The 21756-nt window shown below is 50.5% G+C and carries 22 protein-coding genes; 2 read left to right on the plus strand and 20 right to left on the minus strand.

The genetic code is table 11. The features are described from left to right. Positions 1–14 precede the first annotated feature (14 nt). The gene (gene rpmI / locus EVJ22_RS02040; RefSeq protein ID WP_016508031.1) at positions 15–209 is read right to left on the minus strand and encodes a 50S ribosomal protein L35; all 195 of its coding nucleotides are present in this window, start codon (positions 207–209) and stop codon (positions 15–17) included. Positions 210–239: 30 nt separating this feature from the next. Beyond that, positions 240–770, minus strand: a complete 531-nt coding sequence (gene infC, locus EVJ22_RS02045) for a translation initiation factor IF-3 (RefSeq protein WP_016508045.1) — start codon at positions 768–770, stop codon at positions 240–242. Positions 771–1118: 348 nt separating this feature from the next. On the opposite strand from infC, the gene EVJ22_RS02050 reads away from it, so the two are divergent. After that, positions 1119–1328 carry a hypothetical protein gene (locus EVJ22_RS02050; protein ID WP_070326951.1) on the plus strand — a complete coding sequence of 70 codons (210 nt, stop codon included), beginning with the start codon at positions 1119–1121 and terminating at the stop codon, positions 1326–1328. A gap of 25 nt (positions 1329–1353) precedes the next feature. Here EVJ22_RS02050 and EVJ22_RS02055 read toward each other — a convergent pair whose 3' ends face one another. The 9 genes from EVJ22_RS02055 to EVJ22_RS02095 all read right to left on the minus strand — a co-directional run bounded on the left by EVJ22_RS02055 (position 1354) and on the right by EVJ22_RS02095 (position 10027). Further along, complete coding sequence (locus EVJ22_RS02055; protein WP_071397808.1) at positions 1354–1764, minus strand: DUF2231 domain-containing protein; 411 nt, start codon at positions 1762–1764, stop codon at positions 1354–1356. Positions 1765–1880: 116 nt separating this feature from the next. Further along, positions 1881–2744 (minus strand): DUF1002 domain-containing protein, encoded by an 864-nt coding sequence (locus EVJ22_RS02060; RefSeq protein ID WP_071397810.1) that lies wholly within the window; start codon positions 2742–2744, stop codon positions 1881–1883. 112 nt (positions 2745–2856) lie between these two features. After that, positions 2857–4794 (minus strand): threonine--tRNA ligase, encoded by a 1938-nt coding sequence (thrS, locus tag EVJ22_RS02065; RefSeq protein ID WP_071397809.1) that lies wholly within the window; start codon positions 4792–4794, stop codon positions 2857–2859. A gap of 309 nt (positions 4795–5103) precedes the next feature. Next, on the minus strand, positions 5104–6018 hold the full coding sequence (gene dnaI, locus EVJ22_RS02070; RefSeq protein WP_070326949.1) for a primosomal protein DnaI: 915 nt from the start codon (positions 6016–6018) through the stop codon (positions 5104–5106). Positions 6019–6023: 5 nt separating this feature from the next. Next, positions 6024–7373, minus strand: coding sequence for a DnaD domain protein (locus EVJ22_RS02075; RefSeq protein WP_131443021.1), 1350 nt, complete (start codon positions 7371–7373; stop codon positions 6024–6026). Between the two features lie 42 nt (positions 7374–7415). Next, the gene (gene nrdR / locus EVJ22_RS02080) at positions 7416–7883 is read right to left on the minus strand and encodes a transcriptional regulator NrdR (RefSeq protein WP_035385865.1); all 468 of its coding nucleotides are present in this window, start codon (positions 7881–7883) and stop codon (positions 7416–7418) included. Between the two features lie 12 nt (positions 7884–7895). Then, a complete protein-coding gene (locus EVJ22_RS02085; protein ID WP_071397811.1) occupies positions 7896–8267 on the minus strand; it encodes a hypothetical protein in 372 nt (123 codons plus the stop codon). Positions 8268–8378: 111 nt separating this feature from the next. Beyond that, entirely contained in the window at positions 8379–8765 is a 387-nt protein-coding gene (gene speD / locus EVJ22_RS02090; protein WP_029595188.1) for an adenosylmethionine decarboxylase, read from the minus strand. A gap of 230 nt (positions 8766–8995) precedes the next feature. Next, positions 8996–10027, minus strand: a complete 1032-nt coding sequence (locus EVJ22_RS02095; RefSeq protein ID WP_071397812.1) for a glyceraldehyde-3-phosphate dehydrogenase — start codon at positions 10025–10027, stop codon at positions 8996–8998. A 154-nt stretch (positions 10028–10181) separates the two neighbouring features. Here EVJ22_RS02095 and EVJ22_RS02100 point away from each other — a divergent pair, with 154 nt between their 5' ends. Further along, the gene (locus EVJ22_RS02100; protein ID WP_071397813.1) at positions 10182–10664 is read left to right on the plus strand and encodes a site-2 protease family protein; all 483 of its coding nucleotides are present in this window, start codon (positions 10182–10184) and stop codon (positions 10662–10664) included. Between the two features lie 17 nt (positions 10665–10681). Here the strand turns inward: EVJ22_RS02100 and coaE are convergent, their stop codons facing one another. The 9 genes from coaE to EVJ22_RS02145 all read right to left on the minus strand — a co-directional run bounded on the left by coaE (position 10682) and on the right by EVJ22_RS02145 (position 21699). Continuing rightward, complete coding sequence (gene coaE / locus EVJ22_RS02105; protein WP_071397814.1) at positions 10682–11287, minus strand: dephospho-CoA kinase; 606 nt, start codon at positions 11285–11287, stop codon at positions 10682–10684. A gap of 12 nt (positions 11288–11299) precedes the next feature. Continuing rightward, a complete protein-coding gene (mutM, locus tag EVJ22_RS02110; protein WP_071397815.1) occupies positions 11300–12124 on the minus strand; it encodes a DNA-formamidopyrimidine glycosylase in 825 nt (274 codons plus the stop codon). Between the two features lie 20 nt (positions 12125–12144). After that, entirely contained in the window at positions 12145–14742 is a 2598-nt protein-coding gene (gene polA / locus EVJ22_RS02115; protein WP_071397816.1) for a DNA polymerase I, read from the minus strand. A 208-nt stretch (positions 14743–14950) separates the two neighbouring features. Beyond that, positions 14951–16654: a two-component system histidine kinase PnpS gene (gene pnpS / locus EVJ22_RS02120; RefSeq protein ID WP_233589564.1), complete on the minus strand. Its 1704-nt coding sequence runs from the start codon at positions 16652–16654 to the stop codon at positions 14951–14953. Between the two features lie 20 nt (positions 16655–16674). After that, entirely contained in the window at positions 16675–17379 is a 705-nt protein-coding gene (locus EVJ22_RS02125) for a response regulator transcription factor (RefSeq protein WP_131443025.1), read from the minus strand. 196 nt (positions 17380–17575) lie between these two features. Further along, complete coding sequence (gene mdh, locus EVJ22_RS02130) at positions 17576–18511, minus strand: malate dehydrogenase (RefSeq protein ID WP_071397819.1); 936 nt, start codon at positions 18509–18511, stop codon at positions 17576–17578. A gap of 40 nt (positions 18512–18551) precedes the next feature. Beyond that, the gene (gene icd / locus EVJ22_RS02135) at positions 18552–19823 is read right to left on the minus strand and encodes an NADP-dependent isocitrate dehydrogenase (protein ID WP_071397820.1); all 1272 of its coding nucleotides are present in this window, start codon (positions 19821–19823) and stop codon (positions 18552–18554) included. A gap of 114 nt (positions 19824–19937) precedes the next feature. Then, on the minus strand, positions 19938–21050 hold the full coding sequence (gene citZ / locus EVJ22_RS02140; protein ID WP_071397821.1) for a citrate synthase: 1113 nt from the start codon (positions 21048–21050) through the stop codon (positions 19938–19940). 184 nt (positions 21051–21234) lie between these two features. After that, a complete protein-coding gene (locus tag EVJ22_RS02145; protein WP_071397822.1) occupies positions 21235–21699 on the minus strand; it encodes a DUF441 domain-containing protein in 465 nt (154 codons plus the stop codon). Between the last annotated feature and the right edge of the window lie 57 nt (positions 21700–21756).

A 21756-nucleotide genomic window follows, 5' to 3' on the forward strand; every position in this document is an offset into this window, starting at 1 on the left:
AAATTCCTTCTGTATTACTTCGCAATCATGTTGCGAATACGTTTGTAGTCTCCAGCTGATACGATAGCACCCTTACGGAGCTTACGTTTTGCTTTCGTCGATTTGTTACCGAACAAGTGACTTGTGAAAGCGTGTGAACGTTTGAGTTTACCTGATCCTGTACGTTTAAAACGTTTAGAAGCACCGCGGTGCGATTTCATTTTCGGCATGAGTATTTCCTCCCCACTATGACTCGATGATTAATCTTCTTTCTTCGGAGCCAGCACTAAGAACATGCTGCGTCCTTCCATCTTCGGCTTTTGTTCAACTGTTGCCAAGTCGGCACATTCCGCCGCCAATTTTTCCATAACACGTCTACCGATTTCCGAGTGTGTGATGGCACGTCCGCGGAAACGAATCGACGCCTTCACTTTGTTTCCATTTTCAAGAAACTTGCGAGCGTTACGCAATTTGGTTTGGAAATCGTTGTCCTCGATTGTAGGACTGAGACGTACTTCTTTCAATTGGATGACTTTTTGGTTTTTACGCGCTTCTTTCTCCTTTTTCTGGAGTTCGAAACGGTATTTACCGTAGTCCATAATTTTAGCGACCGGTGGGTTTGCTTTGTCAGCGACCAAGACGAGGTCAAGTTCAGCTTCTTCAGCCAAGCGTAATGCTTCACTACGCGATTGTACACCGAGTTGTGCACCGTCCGCTCCAATAAGACGAAGTTCACGGGCACGAATGTTTTCGTTGATAAATAGCTCTTTGCTAATGGTTAGCACCTCCATCGTGCGATTGCACGAGTTTTAGATTTTAAAATAAGACAACATAGTAATAGTAACAAAAAAAGCGTCGGCAGTTTCCCGCCCACACATCATTGCGTACTCAGAACGGCAAGACACCGAAACTAAATTACGTACATGATGGACCTGACCGAACCGATTCGGACGAGGTGAGAAGCGGGCGCTTCTGCTTTGTTGTATTTACTCACTAAGTCATCTTAACACTAGCAGAAAAAGATGTCAAGAATTCGCGCATGAATAATTGATAGCTCGCACTTTTATGATAATAACAGTCATTCCATCGTTTCGCAATACCTTTTCAAAGGGAATAAAATAAAAAAGGAGGCGGCGAGGATGAACTGGAGAAAAGACGTGAAACAAGATCACGATTATCATGATCAAATCAAACATATCGTTCAAGAAACGATGCGTCACCATGAAATGAACGACGCTAAACTTGAAGCTGTATTGACCGACCTGCTTGAAGAGATGAACCGCATCACGTTGAAGATCGTCGATGACCATGAATCCGCTCGGGACTATATCCATAAACGATGGTATTAAAAAACAGGGCGTAGTGCCCTGTTTTTTATAGATAGACCATTTGTCCACCCAAGTGACCTGTGTAAGCAAGTAGGATACATCCAATCAGTGCTGTGATAAAGCTGAGTATTCTCCACGCTTTTCCTTTGGCACGGAATCCTATAATGAACAAGATGATTGTCATACCAAATGCAACTAAACTAAATAGAGCAAATTGTTCATGACTTTCAATCATAGCCTCAGTAACCGAAAGGAGGTTCGTTTCAGCGTATTCTTCTGCACCCTCTCCCGAAATATAGGCCACGACACCTGACAAGAAGCCCGTAACAAGAGTGACGAGAGCGAACAATCGAAAATTCGACCATTTGAAGCTGAGCAAAATCAAAAACGTTCCGAATAACAATAAGCCAATCGGTGCATGGACGAGCAACGGATGAAGCGGTACTCCGCCAAACATGTTTTCGCCTCCTCATTTATCTTCAGTACATACGATAATATACCCGTTTTCTTGCTTATAGCATAAAACTTTAGAAGTATATTGAAGAATATTTGATGCGACTCATCGTCGTTTCTTTAGTTCGTCAACGACTTGAAGAAATTACTGAGCGACTCAAACAGCCGCGCAAAGAAACCTTGCACTTCTTTCGTCTCTAGAAACGCCTGCACGTCTTGGCCCGCTCCTTTTAATCCATCACTGATCGCTGTCCAATCCAAGTTGGCTTGCTGCATGTTCTCGAACAACGTCGTCAGCTGGTTCAATTGCGTATCGGACAATTGAACGTTGTTTTGATTCAACACTTGAATGACGATATCGCGAATTTCAATATTCGTCTCGGGCATTTGATTCGCGATTTCCGCTTTGATCTCATTCATCAGCCCGGCCACATCTTCTTGACCGACCGTCTTCCCGATCTCTGACGTGACCGCCAGTTCTTCTTGCGCAAGATTTTTTCGTTCCTCGGTCAGTTGGATCCCGGTCTCGTCAGCCGTCTGGTCGTACGCCTTCATAATACCTGTCAACGCAGACGTCCCGGTCACACGGATCGGAGACGTGATGTAAATATCGGCGTCAGTGACACCGGCCGTGACGAGCGCGTTCGCATACATATCTTCCGTCACCCACGTGACGTTCTCGGTTTGAATATCAAGACCCGTCCCGTCAGTCAGCTTGATGCGGGCCGATGAGTACATGCCGCCGCCACGTTGTGCCTGGGGTACGGCGTCACCTAGATACTTCTCTTCGTCAGCTGCAGTCGTGATAATCGGTTCGATTCCTGCCGGCGCTTCGACGCGCTCGAGCACCCAGTCTCGCTGCTCTGCTGATAATGTCTCCCCAAGGGTGACGATTGTATCGTCGACGATCGCTTCGGCGTTTACTTTAGGAATCATGCTAGTCGAGACGACCGTCCCGATCGTCAGCGCGATAATTGGTTTCATATAATTCAAACTGAATCACTCCTTTCTTCTACCATACGTGTTCTTTCATAGGTTGCGCATCCGTCTCTGGACCGAAAAGAAGACCACCCTTCCGTTGAAGGATGGCCTACCTTTACCGTGAACGATTCGCGATTTCTTCAGTGAGGGACGTCAAGAACTCATCAAGCGTTGCCGACACTTGTTCTTGTTGACCGTAGCGACGGATGTTGACCGAACGCTCATCACGTTCCTTATCACCGAGTACGAGCGTCATCGGGATCTTCTTCATCTGTGCTTCACGGATCTTATAGCCTAACTTCTCATCCCGAAGGTCTGTCTCGACACGGACACCACGTGATAACAGTTCTGCTTTCACTTCGGCCACATAAGCATCATGGACGTGAGACACCGGGATCAATTTGACTTGGACCGGCGCGAGCCATGTCGGGAAGGCACCTTTGTACTCTTCGATCAAGTAGGCGACGAACCGTTCCATCGTCGACACGACACCGCGGTGGAGGACGATTGGACGATGATCTTTACCGTCAGAACCTGTATACGTCAAATCGAAACGTTCTGGAAGCAAGAAGTCGAGTTGGACTGTCGACAACGTCTCTTCTTTCCCGAGCGCTGTCCGGACTTGGACATCGAGTTTCGGTCCGTAAAATGCCGCTTCGCCATCCGCTTCGAAGTACGGCAGGCCGAGTTCATCCATCGTTTCTTTCAATTGACGCTGTGCCGATTCCCAGATCGCATCGTTGTCGAAGTATTTCTCTTTATCGGCCGGGTCGCGATAAGACAGGCGGAACCGGTAATCTTTAATCCCGAAGTCGGCATACACTTCTTGGATTAAGTGAACGATATCTTTAAACTCTTGCTTCATCTGCTCCGGTGTCACGAACGTGTGTCCATCGTTCAATACCATATAACGGACACGTTGAAGACCTGTCAAAGCACCTGACATCTCATAGCGGTGCATGCCGCCAAGTTCGGCGATACGGAGTGGCAACTCACGGTATGAGCGTGGCTCATGCTTATAGATCGTCATATGGTGCGGACAGTTCATCGGGCGCAAGACGAGCTCTTCGTTGTCCATCTCCATTTTCGGGAACATGTCGTCTTGATAGTGATCCCAGTGACCTGACGTCTTGTACAAATCGACCGAACCGAGCACCGGCGTATAGACGTGCTGATAGCCGAGTTCGAGCTCTTTGTCGACGATGTAACGCTCGACCGTGCGACGAATCGCGGCACCTTTCGGGAGCCACATCGGCAATCCTTGGCCGACTTCTTGCGAGACGAAGAACAAATCAAGTTCTTTACCGAGTTTACGGTGGTCGCGTTCTTTCGCTTCTTCAAGCAGACGCAAGTGCTCGGCGAGCTGTTCTTTCGTCGCCCACGCCGTACCATAAATCCGTTGCAACATCTTGTTGTCAGAATCTCCGCGCCAGTAAGCACCGGCGACGCTCATCAATTTAAAGACTTTCAATTTCGACGTCGACGGGACGTGCGGTCCACGGCAAAGGTCAAAAAAGTCACCTTGATGATAAATTGTAAGTGTCTCACTTGCCGGGATATCTTCAATCAACTCGACTTTGAGCGGGTCACCAAGCTCCTTGTAACGCTCGAGCGCTTCGTCGCGCGTGACGACTTCACGTGTGATGTCGAGATTTTCGTCGACGATCCGTTTCATCATCTTCTCGATTTCCGGCAAATCTTCTTCATTGATGCGGCGGTCCATCTCGATATCGTAATAGAACCCGTTCTCAATCGTCGGTCCGATGCCGAAATGAATCGTCCCTTCTTCGCCGTACAACCGTTTGATCGCTTGAGCCATCAAGTGAGCGGATGAATGGCGCATCAAGTCGAGGCCTGCCTCCGAGTCCGGCATGACGAGCTCGATTTGACCATCGCGCTCGATCGGACGACGATAATCGATCAGTTCACCATCGATTTTTGCGGCGATGGCTTTCTTACGAAGACCCGGGCTAATCGAACCGGCTACTTCTTCTGCTGTGATACCAGCTTCAAACGCTTTGACTGCCCCATCTGGAAATGTCAATTGAATCATGTGTCAACTTCCCCTCTCTATTTGAAAAAAAATAAAAAAAGCCCATCCCTATGAAAGGGACGAGCTTTGATTCTCGTGGTACCACCCTCGTTCCCAAGCTGTAAGCTTGGCTCGAACACACGATAACGAGTGTGAATCGCCGCACGATTGACCCGTGCGGTGCTCCGAGGGAGTAAGTCGATCGGCGTGTTTAGGAAGCTCTCACCATTCTTCCTTCGCTTTGAAACCCGTGACGATGTCTCGTATCCTCTTCTATGCATCAGTTATATGGTTATTAGTATAGTCAACTCGTTCGAGAAATACAATCCTTTACCGACGACGATTTTCGCCTTTCAGCTCGATCTGTGTCGTCGTCGTCGAGATCCGTTGCATGAGCCGCTGTGCTTTCATCTTGTTTTGCGGCGAGCCGTCAATCGAGAAGTGCGTCTCGAGCTCTTCGCTGCTGAAGTTTGAGCTGTAGAGCGTCGGCAGACGATGCATCATGCGGTACTGTAAAATAATCCCGAACAGTTCGTCTCGTACCCACGGGCTGATCGCCTCGGCGCCGATATCATCAATCAACAAAATCGGCACGTGCTGGAACGAGGTCAAAAATGAATCGAACGAATCGGTACGAATTTTCCGCTTCGCTTCCGAGACGAATCCCGGAGCATGGACTAAAATCGTCTCGATATCGGCGACTTTGAGTTCGTTGGCGATCGCGGCTAGCAAGTACGTCTTCCCGACCCCGAAACTGCCGTACAAGTAAAGACCGTTCACTTTTTGACGCGTCTTCATCCCCGAGACGAATCGCATCGCCTCACGGAGTGCGATCTTTCGGGCATCATCCGAATAATCAAACGATTGAAAGCTCGCTTCCCGCACTTCTTCCGGTAAAAATAGGCTCTTGAACTTTCGATCCATCTCTTTTTGACGTCTCGCCTGGCGGTGAGCGACCGTCTCTTCATAGCGGATCGCAATTTGACCGAGATCGACATAAAGGACCGGCTGATGCCCGGGGATGACGGCTTGTTCATCGACAAGTTTCTTCCCGTCCATCTGCTCGGCATATTCGCTCAGTTTCGTAAATCCGACTTCGATCGCCGTCTCGTCGAGTTCTGGATGCGCCTTTAAAAATGTAATGACACCAGGGTGCTCGAGAGTTCGTCTGCGAATCGACTCGTACGCTTCCCGCACTTCTTTACGGTTCATCATCTGGGCGAGCGTCTGATTGATCCGTTCCATGTCGCTCATCCTTTCTCTTTCAGTTCATTCAACAATTTGACGAGTTCCGCGTCATCTGGCACCGATGATTCGAGCGCCTCTTTGCGCTTCTGATCGTAAGACCGTTGCTCTTTCGCATCGTCTTCGAGCCATTTCGGCAACTCGGTCTTGTCTTTCCTCCGTGAACCGACAGTGGTTCTCGACACGGTTTGTTCTTTTTTTTCTTCTCGAATAGTATTAAGTTCCTTACGTTTTTTTGCTGATTCTAAAGCTTCCGAAATTGTGGCGTATTCAGCCGTTTTCCAGTTAGCCGCAGCACCAAGAACGTAGTTAAGATTTATCTCTTTTTTTTCTACCTCTATAATATGATAATAGAGGGCATTAATCATTCCCGGTTTCAGCCCTACTGTATCAACCATCTCTATAATAAGTCTTTCGTCCGTCTTAGAAAGTTGTGCCGTCTTTCTTAGTTTTGACACGTACTGACTTGGATGCGTTTCTTCCATGACTTTCACGTCATGCAAGTCGCCGACTTCCGCATTCTCTGTCTCATTCGACTTCACTTTACGATGCCGTGTCTGTTTGCTCTTTAATTGCAACATCATCTGGCGGCAACCGTCGCGTTTCTCTTGTTCAGTCAGAGGCAGATATGCCTCATGAACGAAATACTCTTTCAACATCTCGGCCATCTTTTCTTCGTCAATTTGTGACACGTACGCGAGTTTTGTGATCGTTTCATCCAACTTCTTCGTGAAGAAGCCGACCGGGAAGTTCGTCAGTTTTTTGACGATATCCATATCAAACGTATAGTTGATCTCGATCTTGGCGCGGTCCGGCTTCTCATAATTTTTTTGAGTGAACGCCATCTGGTTGACCCCTTTGACGTCGAACACTTCATTAAAGTCTTTCGTCACTTCGACGATGCCTGCCGGTAACGGGTCGATGGTGAACCGTCCTTGCAACTGCTTGAATCGTACCTCTCCTACTTTATAGAAGAGAAAACTCGATAACAGCCCATCGTTTAGGAACGTGTGGGGCGCGAGCGGAACTCTCAGTTGATAGACGTATTGCGTCAGCCGTGCGTCTTTCGTCTTGTACGTCCGGACGAGGCCGATCGCTTCGAGCCGGAATAGACTGTCCGCCAGTTCGTTGATTGAATAATCGAGCATTTCACACAACGCGCTATGTGATATATAGTTCGACTTCATTTTACCCGGCTTCAATTCACTCCAAAGCGTTTGATACAACGCGAGCGCCTTCACACCGATGACGGGTTGATATAAATGATAAAGTGACTGATAAGACTCGCGATCAATGAGCCCAGTGCTCATGATCAATAGCTCATCAGTCCCGTAAAGAATCCGTTCTTTTTCCATAACGTTTCTCCCCTGAAAAAAGGCGACCAGAAGGCCGCCCCTTTAGTTGGTCGATTTTTCTTGCTTCATTAAATCCTCTAACTCTTTAAAGAACACAGAGATGTCCTTAAACTGTCGATAGACCGATGCGAAGCGGACGTACGCCACTTCATCGACGCGGGCGAGTTCGTTCATGACGAGTTCGCCGACTTGTTCACTCGGGATCTCCGACTGGCCGAGCGCCCGTAACTGTTGCTCGACTTTCGTGACCACACCCTCGAGTTGCTCGAGTGTGACCGGTCGTTTCTCACAGGCGCGAATGATCCCGCGCAGAACTTTCTCTCGACTGAACTCTTCGCGGTTCCCGTCCTTTTTGACGATGATGAGCGGCGTCTGTTCAACCGTTTCAAATGTCGTGAAGCGATAGCCGCACTTTTCACATTCGCGACGGCGTCGAATCGAATAATAATCTTGGACTGGTCGGGAGTCGAGCACCCTCGTTCCGTTATGATCACATTTAGGACAACGCATGCTCAGCCCTCCTTATCGTTCGACAGATTGATTCCCGATGGCACGGAGCGGGAACTTATTTTGTAAAGCATCATAATACGTAGCGACAACTTGTTTCAGGTCCGGACCGAGCATTTGTTCACGATTCATCGTGAAATCGACGGCGGTCCGCCCTCCGTCTACTTGAACGACTGTGGCCAACGCGTCCCAACCGTCCCCGTTAAAGGCGAGCTCGCCTCGCTCGGTGTCGATTCGGCGCACCGTCTGCCCCTCCGTTTTAATTCGTTCATCTAACCATGTCAGTACCGCGTTCGGCGACGTCGCGAAATAGCGCGTGCGCAACGCTTCATTTTTATGCTTATCATCCGTTTGGATATGTGTTTGAAACTTGTCTAGTAATCCCATTGTCCACCTCGACACCTAATTTATATACGTTAAGCATATCAAAATTAACGACTTAACAAAACAATTAAAAGGGCTGACCGAAAATCGGCCAGCCTCAAAAGGTCAATCGGATTATTTGCTGATCGCCACTTGTGCTTCTGGAACACGAATCGGTCCCATACCGCGGTCAAGTTTGACGTCTTCGCGAACTTTCGCTTCTAAGCCTTCAGCAATGTATTGTGAAGCTGTCGCTGGATCGATTCGGTCCCCACATGTGAACACATCGACTGATGCGTAACCATGCTCTGGGAAACTGTGAATCGTTAAATGTGATTCTGAAATGATAACGACTCCACTCACACCGTGCGGCGCGAATTTGTGGAAAGCGACTTCGCGGACTTCAGCGCCCGAGCGAAGTGCTGCATCGACGAACAAGCGCTCGATGTAGTCGATATCGTTCAATTTGTCGGGATTGCACTCCCAAAGTTCTGTAATAATGTGACGTCCCATAGTATCCATATTAGTGGATCCCCCTTTACATCAATGGTCTCAAAGTAGTTGATGATCACTCACTTTGTGCCTGAATCGCCCACAACCACGGGGGCAAGTTAGTCCTAAGAGGTCCTAACCCTTTAAGTTGCGTTTGTCAGACCAATTGAAGTTCACGAGATTGAGTGTATCCTGTTTGGGACGTCGATACAAGCTATTTATTTGAATTCATCAAAATATTTTTGGTGAAATATATTTTCTTAGGCGTGCGTTTCTTGCTGGCCGATTTGCAGGTAGCTCGCCACCATATCCAAAAGATCGACGACGCGGCACGAATAGCCCCATTCGTTGTCATACCAAGCGAGCACTTTGACGTGGTTGCCACCGAGCACCATCGTCGAATCCGCATCGATAATCGAGGAGCGCTCGTCTCCATTAAAGTCGATTGAGACGAGCGGTTCGTTCGAGACACCGAGAATCCCGGTCATTTCTCCGTAAGCGGCCCGTTCGAACGCTTCGTTCACTTCGGCGGCCGTGACGTCACGACGCAGCTCGACGACGAGATCGACGAGCGAGACGTTCGGCGTCGGGACGCGGAGCGCCATCCCGTTCAACTTGCCTTGCAGCTCGGGAAGCACAAGGCCGATCGCCTTGGCTGCCCCGGTCGAAGTCGGTATAATCGAACTGCCACAAGCCCGGGCCCGACGCAAATCTTTATGCGGATTGTCGATATTGTTCTGGTCGTTCGTGTAGGCGTGTACCGTCGTGACGAGTCCCGTCTCGATGCCGAACGTCGAATCGAGCACTTTGACGACAGGTGCGAGGCAGTTCGTCGTACAAGAGGCGTTTGAGATGATATGGTCTTGCTCCGGCATATACTCGCGATCATTGACCCCCATCACGATCGTCCGTAAGTCGCCTTTTCCCGGCGCCGTCAAAATGACTTTCCGCGCCCCGGCCGTCAAATGCTTGCGCGCCCCGACGTCCGAATTGAATTTCCCCGTCGCCTCGACGACGATCTCGACATCTAGTTCTTTCCATGGTAATCGTTCCGGGTCACGCTCTGCGATTAACCGAATCTGTTTCCCGTCGACAACGAGCGTATCCCCATGCGCCCGAACAGTGAGCTCAAACGGCCCATGGACCGTATCGTGTTTGATCAAGTGAGCAAGCGTCTCCGCCGGATAACTCGCATTGATCGCCACGACGTCGTGACGCCCTTCAAGCATCAATTTACGAAACACCATTCTCCCGATTCGTCCAAACCCGTTGATTGCAACTTTCGTCCCCATTCCAGTTCCCCCTTTTTTCTGCGTTACGACACCATTATAACGGAAAAATGGAAGCGTTTTCACTATATGTTGTCACATTTTTATCACTTTTTTACAGTTTCGTTTTTGAAAAAGAGGGAAATTTGGTGTAGAGCTTGGAAAGGAGCTACGTTATATGTTTGATTGGACAGACTTAGACAAATTTATCATCTCGTTTTTCATCATCTTGCCGATTGTGACAATTATCCATCAATTCGGTCATTTCTTCTTCGCAAAAATATTCGGGGGATCACTCGATATGGAGATCGGGACCGGGAAGAAGCTATTCAAGGTCGGGCGCCTGCAGTTTAACCGCGTCTACTTCTATGACGCCTGGTGCCAATTCTCGGACTTGAAATACAGTAATCGCTTGACGAGGAGTATCGTCTACGCGGGCGGGTCGATTTTCAATCTATCGAGTATCTTGATTGTGAACTGGTTTATCCTGAGACGGGAGATTGAACCGACACTCTACACGTATCAGTTCGCCTATTTCTCGTTTTATTATGTGTTCTTCTCGCTCTATCCGATTTATTACTCGAACGGACATCCAAGTGACGGACGCGCTATTTTCGACACATGGAAAAAAGGACGACCGGACGCAGATCCGCTCAACTGAACAAAAAAAAGAAGGCGTCAGTCGCCTTCTTTTTTCATGTCTTGAAACTGTTCGACGAGACGCGTCACTTGAGGCAACAAGTCCCCGAGCGCCCCGTTGTTGTTGATTAAAAAGTCAGCGTGATGCTTCTTTTCTTCGATCGGCATTTGCGAGTGGATCCTTGCGAGCGCTTCTTCTTTCGTCAAGCCGTTACGCTCCATGAGACGCATCAACTGCATCTCTTCCCGGCAATAGACGACGACCGTATAATCGACGAGGTCACGCATCGTCCCTTCGAACAAGAGCGGGATGTCAAAGATGACGACAGCTTCCCCTGCTGCCGCAAAGGAATGCATCTGCTCCTGCATTTCTTCCCGGATCGCCGGATGCATGAGCTGATTCAACAATTTCCGCTTCGTCTCATCATGGAAGATCTCACGACCGAGCGCCGGCCGGTTCAACTGCTCACCGTCAAAACAGCGCGGAAACGCTTCTCGGACAGCAGAATAAGCTTTACCTCCAGGGTCGACGACGGTACGGGCAATCTTGTCGGCATCGATAATCGGGATCCCGTGTTGTCGGAATAGGCGGGACACCGTCGACTTCCCTGTCGCGATGCCGCCTGTCAAACCAATTTTCAACATTGTGTCCACCTCTTACTGTTGGCAGTGCGGACAGTAATGCGTCCCCCGTCCGCCTAGTTTCATCTTTTCAATCGGCCGACCGCAATTGTGACACGGTTCACCCGTCTGTCCGTAGACGTAGAGCGTCTCTTGAAACGTTCCAGCCGCCCCGTCCGGATTCGTATAGCTGCGGATCGTACTTCCGCCCCGCTCGATCGCTTCTAATAACACGGCGACCGCTTCTTGACGGACGGTCTCAACTTCAGTGAGTGAAAGCGAGGCTGCTGGCCTGGTCGGATGAATCCGTGCCCGGAACAACGTCTCGTCGACATAAATATTGCCGAGACCGACAAAAATCGATTGATCGAGCAACGCCGTCTTGATCGCTCTCACGTTCATCCGTTTCAGACGGGCGTGCAACGTTTCGGCCGTCACTTCAGGGTCGAACGGCTCGAGCGCGAGCAGCGACAACGGCGGCGTCACGAACAACTCGTCGTTCGTCCGAAGTTCCATCGTGCCGAACTTCCTGACGTCGTTATAGTGCAGGCTCGTACCGTCGGTGAACGTGAAGACGACGTGCGTATGCTTGACCGGATCGACGGCTTCGCTGTGCGGAAAAAATTTCCCTTCCATCCGTAAATGAGAGACGAGGTAACCGTTCGTCAATTTAAATAAAATGAACTTGCCGCGCCGCTCGACGTCGACCATCGTCTCGCCGATCAACTGTTGGATCCATACATCGGCCTCATGTCCGCGAATGATTTTCGCGTCGCGTACATCGACGTCTTGAATCGTTTTTCCGGAGACGAACGGTCGCAGTCGGCGACAGACCGTCTCTACTTCTGGTAATTCTGGCATATCGATTTCCTTCCTTTACTTTATTTCGTGTCGAACCACGTCTCACCGAACGAGCCGTCCGCCCGAAGCGGGACATCGAGTGTGATCGTATGTTCCATCGCTTGTTTCACAAGTTTTTCAAGCGCGGACGTCTCAGCAAGCGGTCCTTCAAAGATGAGTTCATCGTGAACTTGAAGCAATAGTTTTGATTGCAGACCCGATGCCTGAAGCGCCGTATCGACGTCGATCATCGCTTTTTTAATAATATCCGCCGCTGTCCCTTGAATCGGCGTATTAATAGCCGTCCGCTCGGCAAAGCCGCGCAAGTTGAAGTTGCGTGAATGGATGTCCGGGATGTTACGACGTCGTTTGAGCATCGTCTCGACATATCCGTGTTCCCGCGCCCGCTCGATGGCGGCATCCATGAAGCGCTTCACACCAGGGAACTGCTCAAAGTACGTGTCGATGAACGTCTGCGCTTCTTTCCGGCTGATGCCGAGGTTTTGCGACAATCCATAATCACTGATGCCATAGATGATCCCGAAGTTGACCGCCTTCGCTTGACGCCGCATGAGCGACGTCACTTCTTCTTTGGCGACGCGGAACACGTTCGCCGCCGTCGACGTATGAATATCTTCGTCATTTAAAAACGCCTCGAGCATCTTCGCGTCTTGCGACATATGCGCCATGATCCGGAGCTCGATCTGCGAGTAGTCGACCGCATACAGCACCCAGCCCGGCTCACTTGCCGTAAACGCCTTACGGATCCGGCGTCCTTCCTCGAGCCGAATCGGGATGTTTTGCAAGTTCGGATTGACCGATGACAGTCGCCCTGTCTGTGTGAGCGTCTGCGTGTAGCGTGTATGAATCTTACCGTCCGCTTTGATGACTTTTTGCAACCCTTCGACGTACGTCGACTGCAGTTTTCCGAGCTCACGGTAATGCATGATATGTTCGACGATCGGATGGAGCGGCGCTAGCTTCTCTAACACGTCGGCCGCCGTCGAGTATCCAGTTTTCGTCTTCTTCACGGGTGGGAGTGCCAACTTCTCAAACAAGATGACGCCAAGCTGTTTCGGCGAATTGATATTGAACGACTCGCCGGCCAACGCGTGAATTTCTGTCTCGAGCTGATTGAGGCGGTCCCTGAGATCGGTTTCCATCGCTTGAAGCGTCGCCACGTCGACGTGAATCCCGGCCCATTCCATTTCCGCGAGCACCGAGGCGAGCGGACGTTCTAAATCTTGATAAAGTGACGTCTGCTCGTTTTCGTCGATTTCCGGAATGACTTTCGCGAACAACGTGAAGATAGCCATCGCCTTCTCGCCGAGATGTTGGTCGAGCACCGCTTGTTCCGGCACGTGGAGTTTCGCTCCTTTCCCGTAGACGGCCTCGTCTTCAGGCAACGCGTAATCGAAGTGCGCGGCGATTGAATCGAGCGTCGTTCCTCCAGACAAGTTGAGCAAATAACCGGCGACGAGCAAGTCTTCGTAGCCGCGAAGTATCAATTCGTTCCGTTTCAATTGAATGATCGTCTGTTTGGCGTCCAAACAGATCGTTTTCCGGGTCTCGTCCGCTAGCCAAGCCTTCACGTCCGGTACGTCTAACAACGACATATCACCGACGGTCACACCGACTTTCGATGCGATCGCCACACCGATGATGTCGTCTTCGAAATAGTCGTCCCGCAACTGTTCGATAAACAGGGAGGCTTCCGTCAAATCTTGCTGTTCGATGCCGACGTGCGTCACGTCTCGCGCTTCTGCCGCCTCTTCCGTCGTCGCATCAGTGTTCAGCTTACTGACCAGTGATTTGAACTGAAGGCTCATGAACAACGGTTTGACTTTCGCCGCGTCATACGGATGGAACTGTAAGTCATCCACACTGACGTCAATCGGGACGTCCATATGGATCGTCGCGAGTTGTTTTGACATTCGAGCTTCTTGCTCGTTCGCCTCGACTTTTTCTTTTTGCTTCCCTTTTAATTCATGTGTATGTTCATACAGCCCTTCGACCGATCCATAATTTGACAGCAACTTGAGTGCCGTCTTCTCGCCGACACCCGGAATTCCCGGGATGTTATCGGATTTATCGCCCATCAGCCCTTTGAGATCGATCATTTGGCGAGGTGCCAAGCCCTCGTAACGTTCGTGGAACGCCGCCTCGTCCATCGTCTCGACGTCAGTGATGCCACGTTTCGTTAAGTAGACGGTGACTCGCTGATCGATCAGTTGAAGTAAATCTTTATCACCCGTGACGACCGTGACTTGTTCGAACGCCTCGTTTTTCGAAAGTGTCCCGATTATGTCATCAGCCTCATATTGATCGAGCTCGAGCACTTTGATCCCGAACGCCTCACACAGTTCACGAACGATTGGGAACTGTTCGCGGAGCTCACCTGGTGTTTTCTGTCGCCCACCTTTATAGTCCGCATATGTATCGTGGCGGAACGTCTTCTTCGACGCATCGAATGCGACCGCGAAATGCGTCGGTTGCTCGTCTTCCATCAATTTTAAAAGCATCATCGTGAACCCATATACCGCGTTCGTGTTTCGTCCCGATGCATCCGTCATCGGAGGCAACGCGAAAAACGCACGATACGTCAGTGAGTTTCCATCGAGAAGCAGTAATTTATTCATCGTCCAACCTCCATTCTCTTCTGTATCCATCATATCATACGGGCACATGCGTTCGAAAAAAAAGACCCTTTTCTAAGTACTAGAAAAGGGTCAATCTTCTCGACCGAGTGGAGATGAGCACCGGCCGGGATACGAGATGATGAAGAGGTCTCATCAATAGAGTAGCATCTGTTTGTAAAGGTCGTGTGAACTCGACATAAATTCCTTGTTAATTGAGCGGGAATTCGATTGTGAACGTCGTCCCAACGCCTTCGTCGCTGTCGACATGGATCGTCGCATGATGAAGATCGACGATGTGCTTGACGATGGCGAGGCCAAGGCCGGTCCCTCCAGAATTCCGGCTCCGGGCCTTGTCGACCCGGTAAAACCGTTCGAATATACGGCTCACTTCTTTTGGAGCGATGCCGATCCCGTCGTCTTTGACGATCAAGCGTGCCGTCGTCTCCCGCTTCTCGACCGTAATCTCGACCTGGCTGCCTTCTGGCGAATAGTTGATCGCGTTCGCGACGAGGTTCAAGATGACTTGCTTGATCCGATTCAAGTCCGCTTGCAAGACGACGTCGCCTTCGTGATGTGCTTCAAGATGGATTGATTTTTGCTCCGCCTTCTGGCTTAAGACGAGACACACCTCTTCGACGAGCTGATTGAGTTGGACAGGCGTGAACTCCAAGTGGAAATTTTCCTGCTCGAGCCGCGACAGTTCGAGCAAGTCCTCGACGAGCATTTGCATGCGTGTCGCTTCTTTTTGGATGATATCCAAAAATTGATCGCGCAACTCGGGCACTTCTTTCGCCCCGTCGAGTAACGTCTCACTGAAGCCTCTGATCGAAGTGAGCGGCGTCTTCAATTCATGGCTCACGTTCGCAACGAAATCTTTCCGCATTTTCTCAAGCCGTTTCAGTTCGGAGATGTCGTTAAACAATAGAGTCGTCCCGCGCAGCATGCCGGTATCGCTAAAGATCGGGGCAGCTGACACCATATACGTTCTCTGATTGAACCCGATTCGAATCGATAGCTGGCGACGGTGCGGCTCTTCTGTCAAATAGACGTCCTCGATCAACGTCTCGACGTCCGGACTCGGTAAAATGCCATGGTAAAACTGGCCGATCATTAAATCGTCGTATTGGAACATATCCCGGTACGACCGGTTGACGAGCGTGACGATCCCGCGTTCATCGACGAGCAACAGACCGGCTCCCATATACTCGATCAGTGACTCGAGCCTTGCCCGCTGCACCGACTCCCCGAGCGAGATCGTCTCTAAGTTACGGGCGAGGACGTTGATCGACCCGGCCAGGCTTCCCGTCTCTTCATCGTTGCGCAGTTCATACACACGGGCCCGGTAATTCCCGTCTGCGAGTTCGCGTAACACGATCGTCGCCTCATCGATTGGCCGGATGAACTGGTTCGTCAGATTGTGGAGGACGAATAGAATGAGGAAGAATGAGAAGAACAATGCGAGCGCGACCGTCAGCCAAATCCGGTTGTAGACACCCTCTAAGTCAGAAATATAGCGGATGAAGCTAAGGTAGACCGTTTCACCGGTCGACAGTTCAATCGGTTTCGTGAACTGGATCAAATCGTCGCGTGTCGCGTTGCCGAACGCACCGTTAGCCGGAATCGTGTCAGCGTCAATCCGGTATTCGAACGCTCCGACGCGGAACGGTGTGCCCGCAATCACTTCCATCCGGCGGTTCAACAGCAAGATGTCGAAACTGCTCTCATCATCGATTTGTCGAACGTAGTCACGAATCTCCTCAAGCTCACCCCCGTCCAAATACAAGGCGGCGAGTTGGGCATCTTCTTTCAACCGGTCGCGCTCCGAGTCCAAATAGAAATCTTTGAACAGTTGACCGAGCACGATCCCGAGTGTCAGCAGCACGCCCGTCACGAGCAGGATGAGTGTCGTCAAAAAACGCGAGCGATACGTCTTCATTCGGGCATCGGTTCTTCCATCTTATAGCCGAGGCCTCGGATCGTCTTGATGTACGTCGGCTTCTTCGTCACCGGCTCAATTTTTTCACGCAAATGACTAATATGGACGTCGACGATGCGCGTATCACCGACAAAATCATAGTTCCAAATGGCTGACAGCAGTTGATCACGCGTCAACACACGGCCTTTGTTTTTGGCTAGATAAGCCAGCAGCTCAAACTCTTTCGGCGTCAATTCGAGACGTTCGTCTTTTTTGAAGACCTCATAGTTCGAAGCGATGATTTTGACGTCCCCGATTTCGATGACATCGGCGTCGACTGTCGGCGTTTCCTGTGGGCCTGACCGGCGCAAAATTGCTTTGACCCGGGCCACTACTTCGCGCGGGCTGAACGGTTTCGTCAAATAGTCGTCAGCACCAAGTTCGAGACCGAGCACTTTATCGAACTCGTCGTCTTTCGCCGTCAACATTAAAATCGGCGTATTCACTTTTTGTTGGCGTAGCCGTTTACATACTTCAAGCCCGTCCATCTCCGGCAACATCAAGTCGAGGATGATCAACACCGCGTCTTGTTTCTCCGCTAATTCAAGCCCCGCTTTTCCATCATGGGCCGTCTCGACCTCAAATCCGGCTTGTTCTAAATTAAATTTTAATAACGTCGCAATCGATACTTCGTCATCAACAACAATTACTTTATCGGCCACACTAGTTCCTCCTCGAATCTATCTGTTCAGTCGTTTACACTACCTATTTTACAAATCAATCCCACTCGCGACCAACTTCAAAGCAATTCTTTACAAAAACAAAACAAATCCACTGTCTATCTCCAGTTTAGCACGCTTGAAAGAAAAACGAATCCAACAAAAAAAGTCTAGCCTGCGACGCAGACTAGACTTTCTTTCAAGTTAGGACGTTCAAGACGGAACGGACCGAGTCAGCCGAGCGCTTGAGCGCGGCTTTTTCTTCGTCCGTCAGGTCAAGTTCGAGCACACGCTCGATCCCGTTCGCACCGAGAACCGTCGGCACACCAAGATAGAGATCACGGAAGCCATACTCTCCATCAAGATACGTGATGGCCGGTAAAATGCGGCGTTGATCTTTTAAAATCGCTTCCACCATCTCGACGATGGCCGCGGCCGGCGCGTAGTATGCCGAACCGTTGCCAAGGAGTTGGACGATCTCACCGCCGCCTTTACGCGTTCTCGCGACGATCGCGTCGATGCGTTCACTCGGCAACAACTTCTCGAGCGGGATGCCTCCTGCGTACGAATAGCGGATGAGCGGCACCATGTCGTCGCCGTGACCGCCGAGGACGAACCCGGACACGTCTTTCACAGAGACGTTCAACTCCGATGCGACGAACGTCCGGAACCGAGCCGTGTCGAGCACACCGGACTGGCCGATGACGCGCTCTTTCGGGAAGCCCGACTCTTTGAACACCGTATACGTCATCGCATCGACCGGGTTCGTCAAGACGATCAAGATCGCATCAGGCGAATACTTGACAATCTCTTTCGTGACCGACCGCATGACGCTAGCGTTCGTCGTGACGAGGTCGTCCCGACTCATGCCCGGCTTGCGGGCGATACCAGCCGTGATGACGACGATGTCCGAATTAGCCGTGTCGGCGTAATCCGCCGTCCCGGTGATCAACGAATCAAATCCTTGAATCGGCGCCGTTTCTTGCATATCGAGCGCTTTTCCTTTCGTCGGGTTCTCAGACTCTGGCATGTCGAGAAGGACGACGTCTCCTAACTCTTTTTGAGCCAAGTATAGTGCCGTCGTGGCCCCCGTGAATCCGCTACCGATAACAGAAATCTTGTTGCGACGAATCATTGTGCTCTCCCCCTTGGTTTAGTCCAAACTTGAGTGCTACTTACATGTTTTTGATCAGTTCATCCGCAAACTCTGAACATTTCACTTCTGTCGCGCCGTCCATGAGACGGGCAAAGTCGTATGTGACGACTTTCGATGCGATTGTATTCTCCATCGAACGAACGATGAGGTCAGCCGCTTCGTTCCAGTTCATGTGACGGAGCATCATCTCACCTGACAAGATGACAGATGACGGGTTGACTTTGTCAAGACCGGCATACTTCGGTGCCGTACCGTGTGTCGCTTCGAAGATGGCATGTCCTGTCACGTAGTTGATGTTCGCACCTGGTGCGATCCCGATTCCACCGACTTGAGCAGCGAGAGCGTCCGAGATGTAGTCACCGTTCAAGTTCATCGTCGCGACGACGTCGAACTCACGCGGACGAGTCAAGATTTGTTGGAGGAAGATATCAGCGATTGAATCTTTCACGATGATCTTGCCTTCCGCTTCCGCTTTCGATTGCGCTTCGTTCGCAGCAGCTTCGCCTGACTCTTCTTTGATGCGGTCGTACTGGGCCCATGTGAACACTTTGTCGCCGTACTCTTCTTCTGCGAGTTCATATCCCCAGTTTTTGAAGGCGCCTTCTGTGAACTTCATGATGTTTCCTTTATGGACGAGCGTGAGCGATTTACGGTTGTTCGCGATCGCATATTCGAGCGATGCCCGAACGAGACGTTTCGTTCCTTCTGACGAGATCGGCTTGATGCCGATGCCCGATGTTTCTGGGAAACGGATCTTGTTGACGTTCATCTCTTCTTTCAAGAACGTGATCAACTTCTTCACTTCGTCGCTGCCTGAAGCGTATTCGATCCCTGCATAAATATCTTCTGTGTTCTCACGGAAGATGACCATGTCTGTGTCTTCAGGACGCTTGACCGGTGACGGGACGCCAGTGAAGTAACGGACAGGACGCAAGCACGTGTACAAGTCGAGTTCTTGACGGAGCGCAACGTTGAGTGAACGGATTCCGCCGCCGACCGGTGTCGTGAGCGGTCCTTTGATGGCAATCAAATATTCACGGATCTCGTCGAGCGTCTCGTTAGGGAGCCACTCACCCGTTTTGTTGAACGCCTTCTCGCCAGCGAACACTTCTTTCCATTCGATCTTCTTCTCGCCGCCGTATGCTTTCTCGACAGCTGCATCAAAGACGCGGACTGCAGCGTTCCAGATGTCTGGGCCTGTTCCATCTCCGATGATGAATGGAATCGTTGGTACGTTTGGTACGTTGAGTGCACCGTTTTCTACTGTAATCTTTTGACCTTGTGTTGACATATGAATCCCCCTAAGTACATTTATGTAGGCCGACGCGAGCGCCGACCTACGTCATCTGTTAGTTTACCAAAGTTTATGTCTAAATTGTGACGCAATCTTCGAATGATGCGTCAATTAACGCTCGTTTACCGGTACGTATGAACGATTCGTTTCGCCTACGTACTCGGCACGCGGACGAATGAGACGGTTGTCGGCGTATTGCTCGAGGATGTGTGCGATCCAGCCTGACATCCGCGAGACCGCGAAGATCGGCGTGAACAGCTCTTCGTCAAGACCGAGCGCATAGTACGTCGAAGCCGAGTAGAAGTCGACGTTCGGTTTTAGCCCTTTTTCAGTCTCGACGAGGTGGTCGATCTTCTCAGACATCTCGTACCAGTGTGGCTCATTGATTTGAGCCGTCAGTTGGCGACTCATCTCTTTCAAGTGTTTCGCACGCGGATCACCGTCCTTATAAACACGGTGACCGAAGCCCATGATCTTCTCACGGCGTTCGAACTTGCCGCGTACGTAGTCTTCGACTTTGTCGACCGAACCGATTTCGTGAAGCATCTTCATGACCGCCTCGTTGGCGCCACCGTGAAGTGGACCTTTGAGTGCGCCCATCGCTGCTGTCACACCAGAATACATATCTGAGAGAGTCGCTACGCAGACACGGGCTGTGAACGTCGAAGCGTTCAGCTCATGGTCGGCGTGAAGAATGAGCGCCTTGTCGATCGTCGTCTCGGCGACTTCATTCGGCTCTTCCCCGTTCAACATATATAAGAAATTGGCTGCATACGACAAGCCTTGCTTCGGCGCAATCGGTTGCTTACCTTTTCGTAACCGCGCGAAAGCAGTCACGATCGTCGCGATTTGTGCTTGAAGACGAATCGCTTTACGCATGTTTGCCTCTTCGCTCATGTCTTCAGCCTCTTCATCGTACAACGCGAGTTGAGAAAGTGCCGTGCGAATCGTGGCCATCGCGTTCGCAGACTTTGGTGCCCGCTCGAGTGTCGCGATGACGTCTTCTGGCAACTTCGCTTCTTGAACGAGCGCTGCTGAGAGTTTCGTTAATTCATCTGCCTTCGGAAGGCGGTCGTTCCATAATAGAAAGACGACTTCTTCAAACGTGGCATGGTCTGCCAAATCATCGATTGTGTATCCTCCATAAGTCAATTGTCCGTCAATGATCGAACTGACTTTTGAGGCCGCTGCCACAATTCCTTCTAACCCTTTAGTTGTTGACATTAATAACTCCCCCTCAGTCTTTAAAAGTAGTCGACCGCATCATACAGTCTGTTTGTAGGGAATAAGGGTGGGGGTTCGATAAATCTCCCCAGCACGTATCGAGTTCGCGCCACCCTGTCCTTCGTCTAGTATAAACAATTTACTGAAAAAAAGAAATGTAAGCGTATCCAGGCGTAAAAAAATGTCAAACCCACTTCTCGATAAGGTTATATCCCCCTAAAATGAGTGCGGCAATCCCGGCACCAACGAGTGGACCGACCGGAACGCCTTTCATGAATCCGACCGCGAGAATGGTGCCTGCGAGCAATGCCGTCGTCACGACCGGATCGACACGCATCAGTTGCACGCCCTGGGCGGCGGCGAGGGCGACGAAGATACCGGACGAAAAGGCAACGATGCCGACCGGTCCTTTAATACTATTCCACAATTCTCTAAAACCTATGTCTCCGGTCGCGATCGGGACGAGGACGGCGATCGTGATGATCGTCACACCCCAATGGATCCCTTTTGCGGCGAGCGTCGGGAACAGCTGGTCACCGAAGCCGATTGCTTTAATGATTAAGAGTACACTGCTCGCGATTATGACCGATTGATTATGGGAAATCACGCCGATCAAGACGAGTAATAGCAGAAATAAATAAGCACCCATGATTCATCCCTCTTTCTGAATGGAAAAAGAACCGACCTCATGAGAAGGTCGGTTCGA

It is taken from the genome of Exiguobacterium sp. SH0S7 (assembly GCF_004337195.1).
Taxonomy (GTDB): domain Bacteria; phylum Bacillota; class Bacilli; order Exiguobacteriales; family Exiguobacteriaceae; genus Exiguobacterium; species Exiguobacterium aurantiacum_A.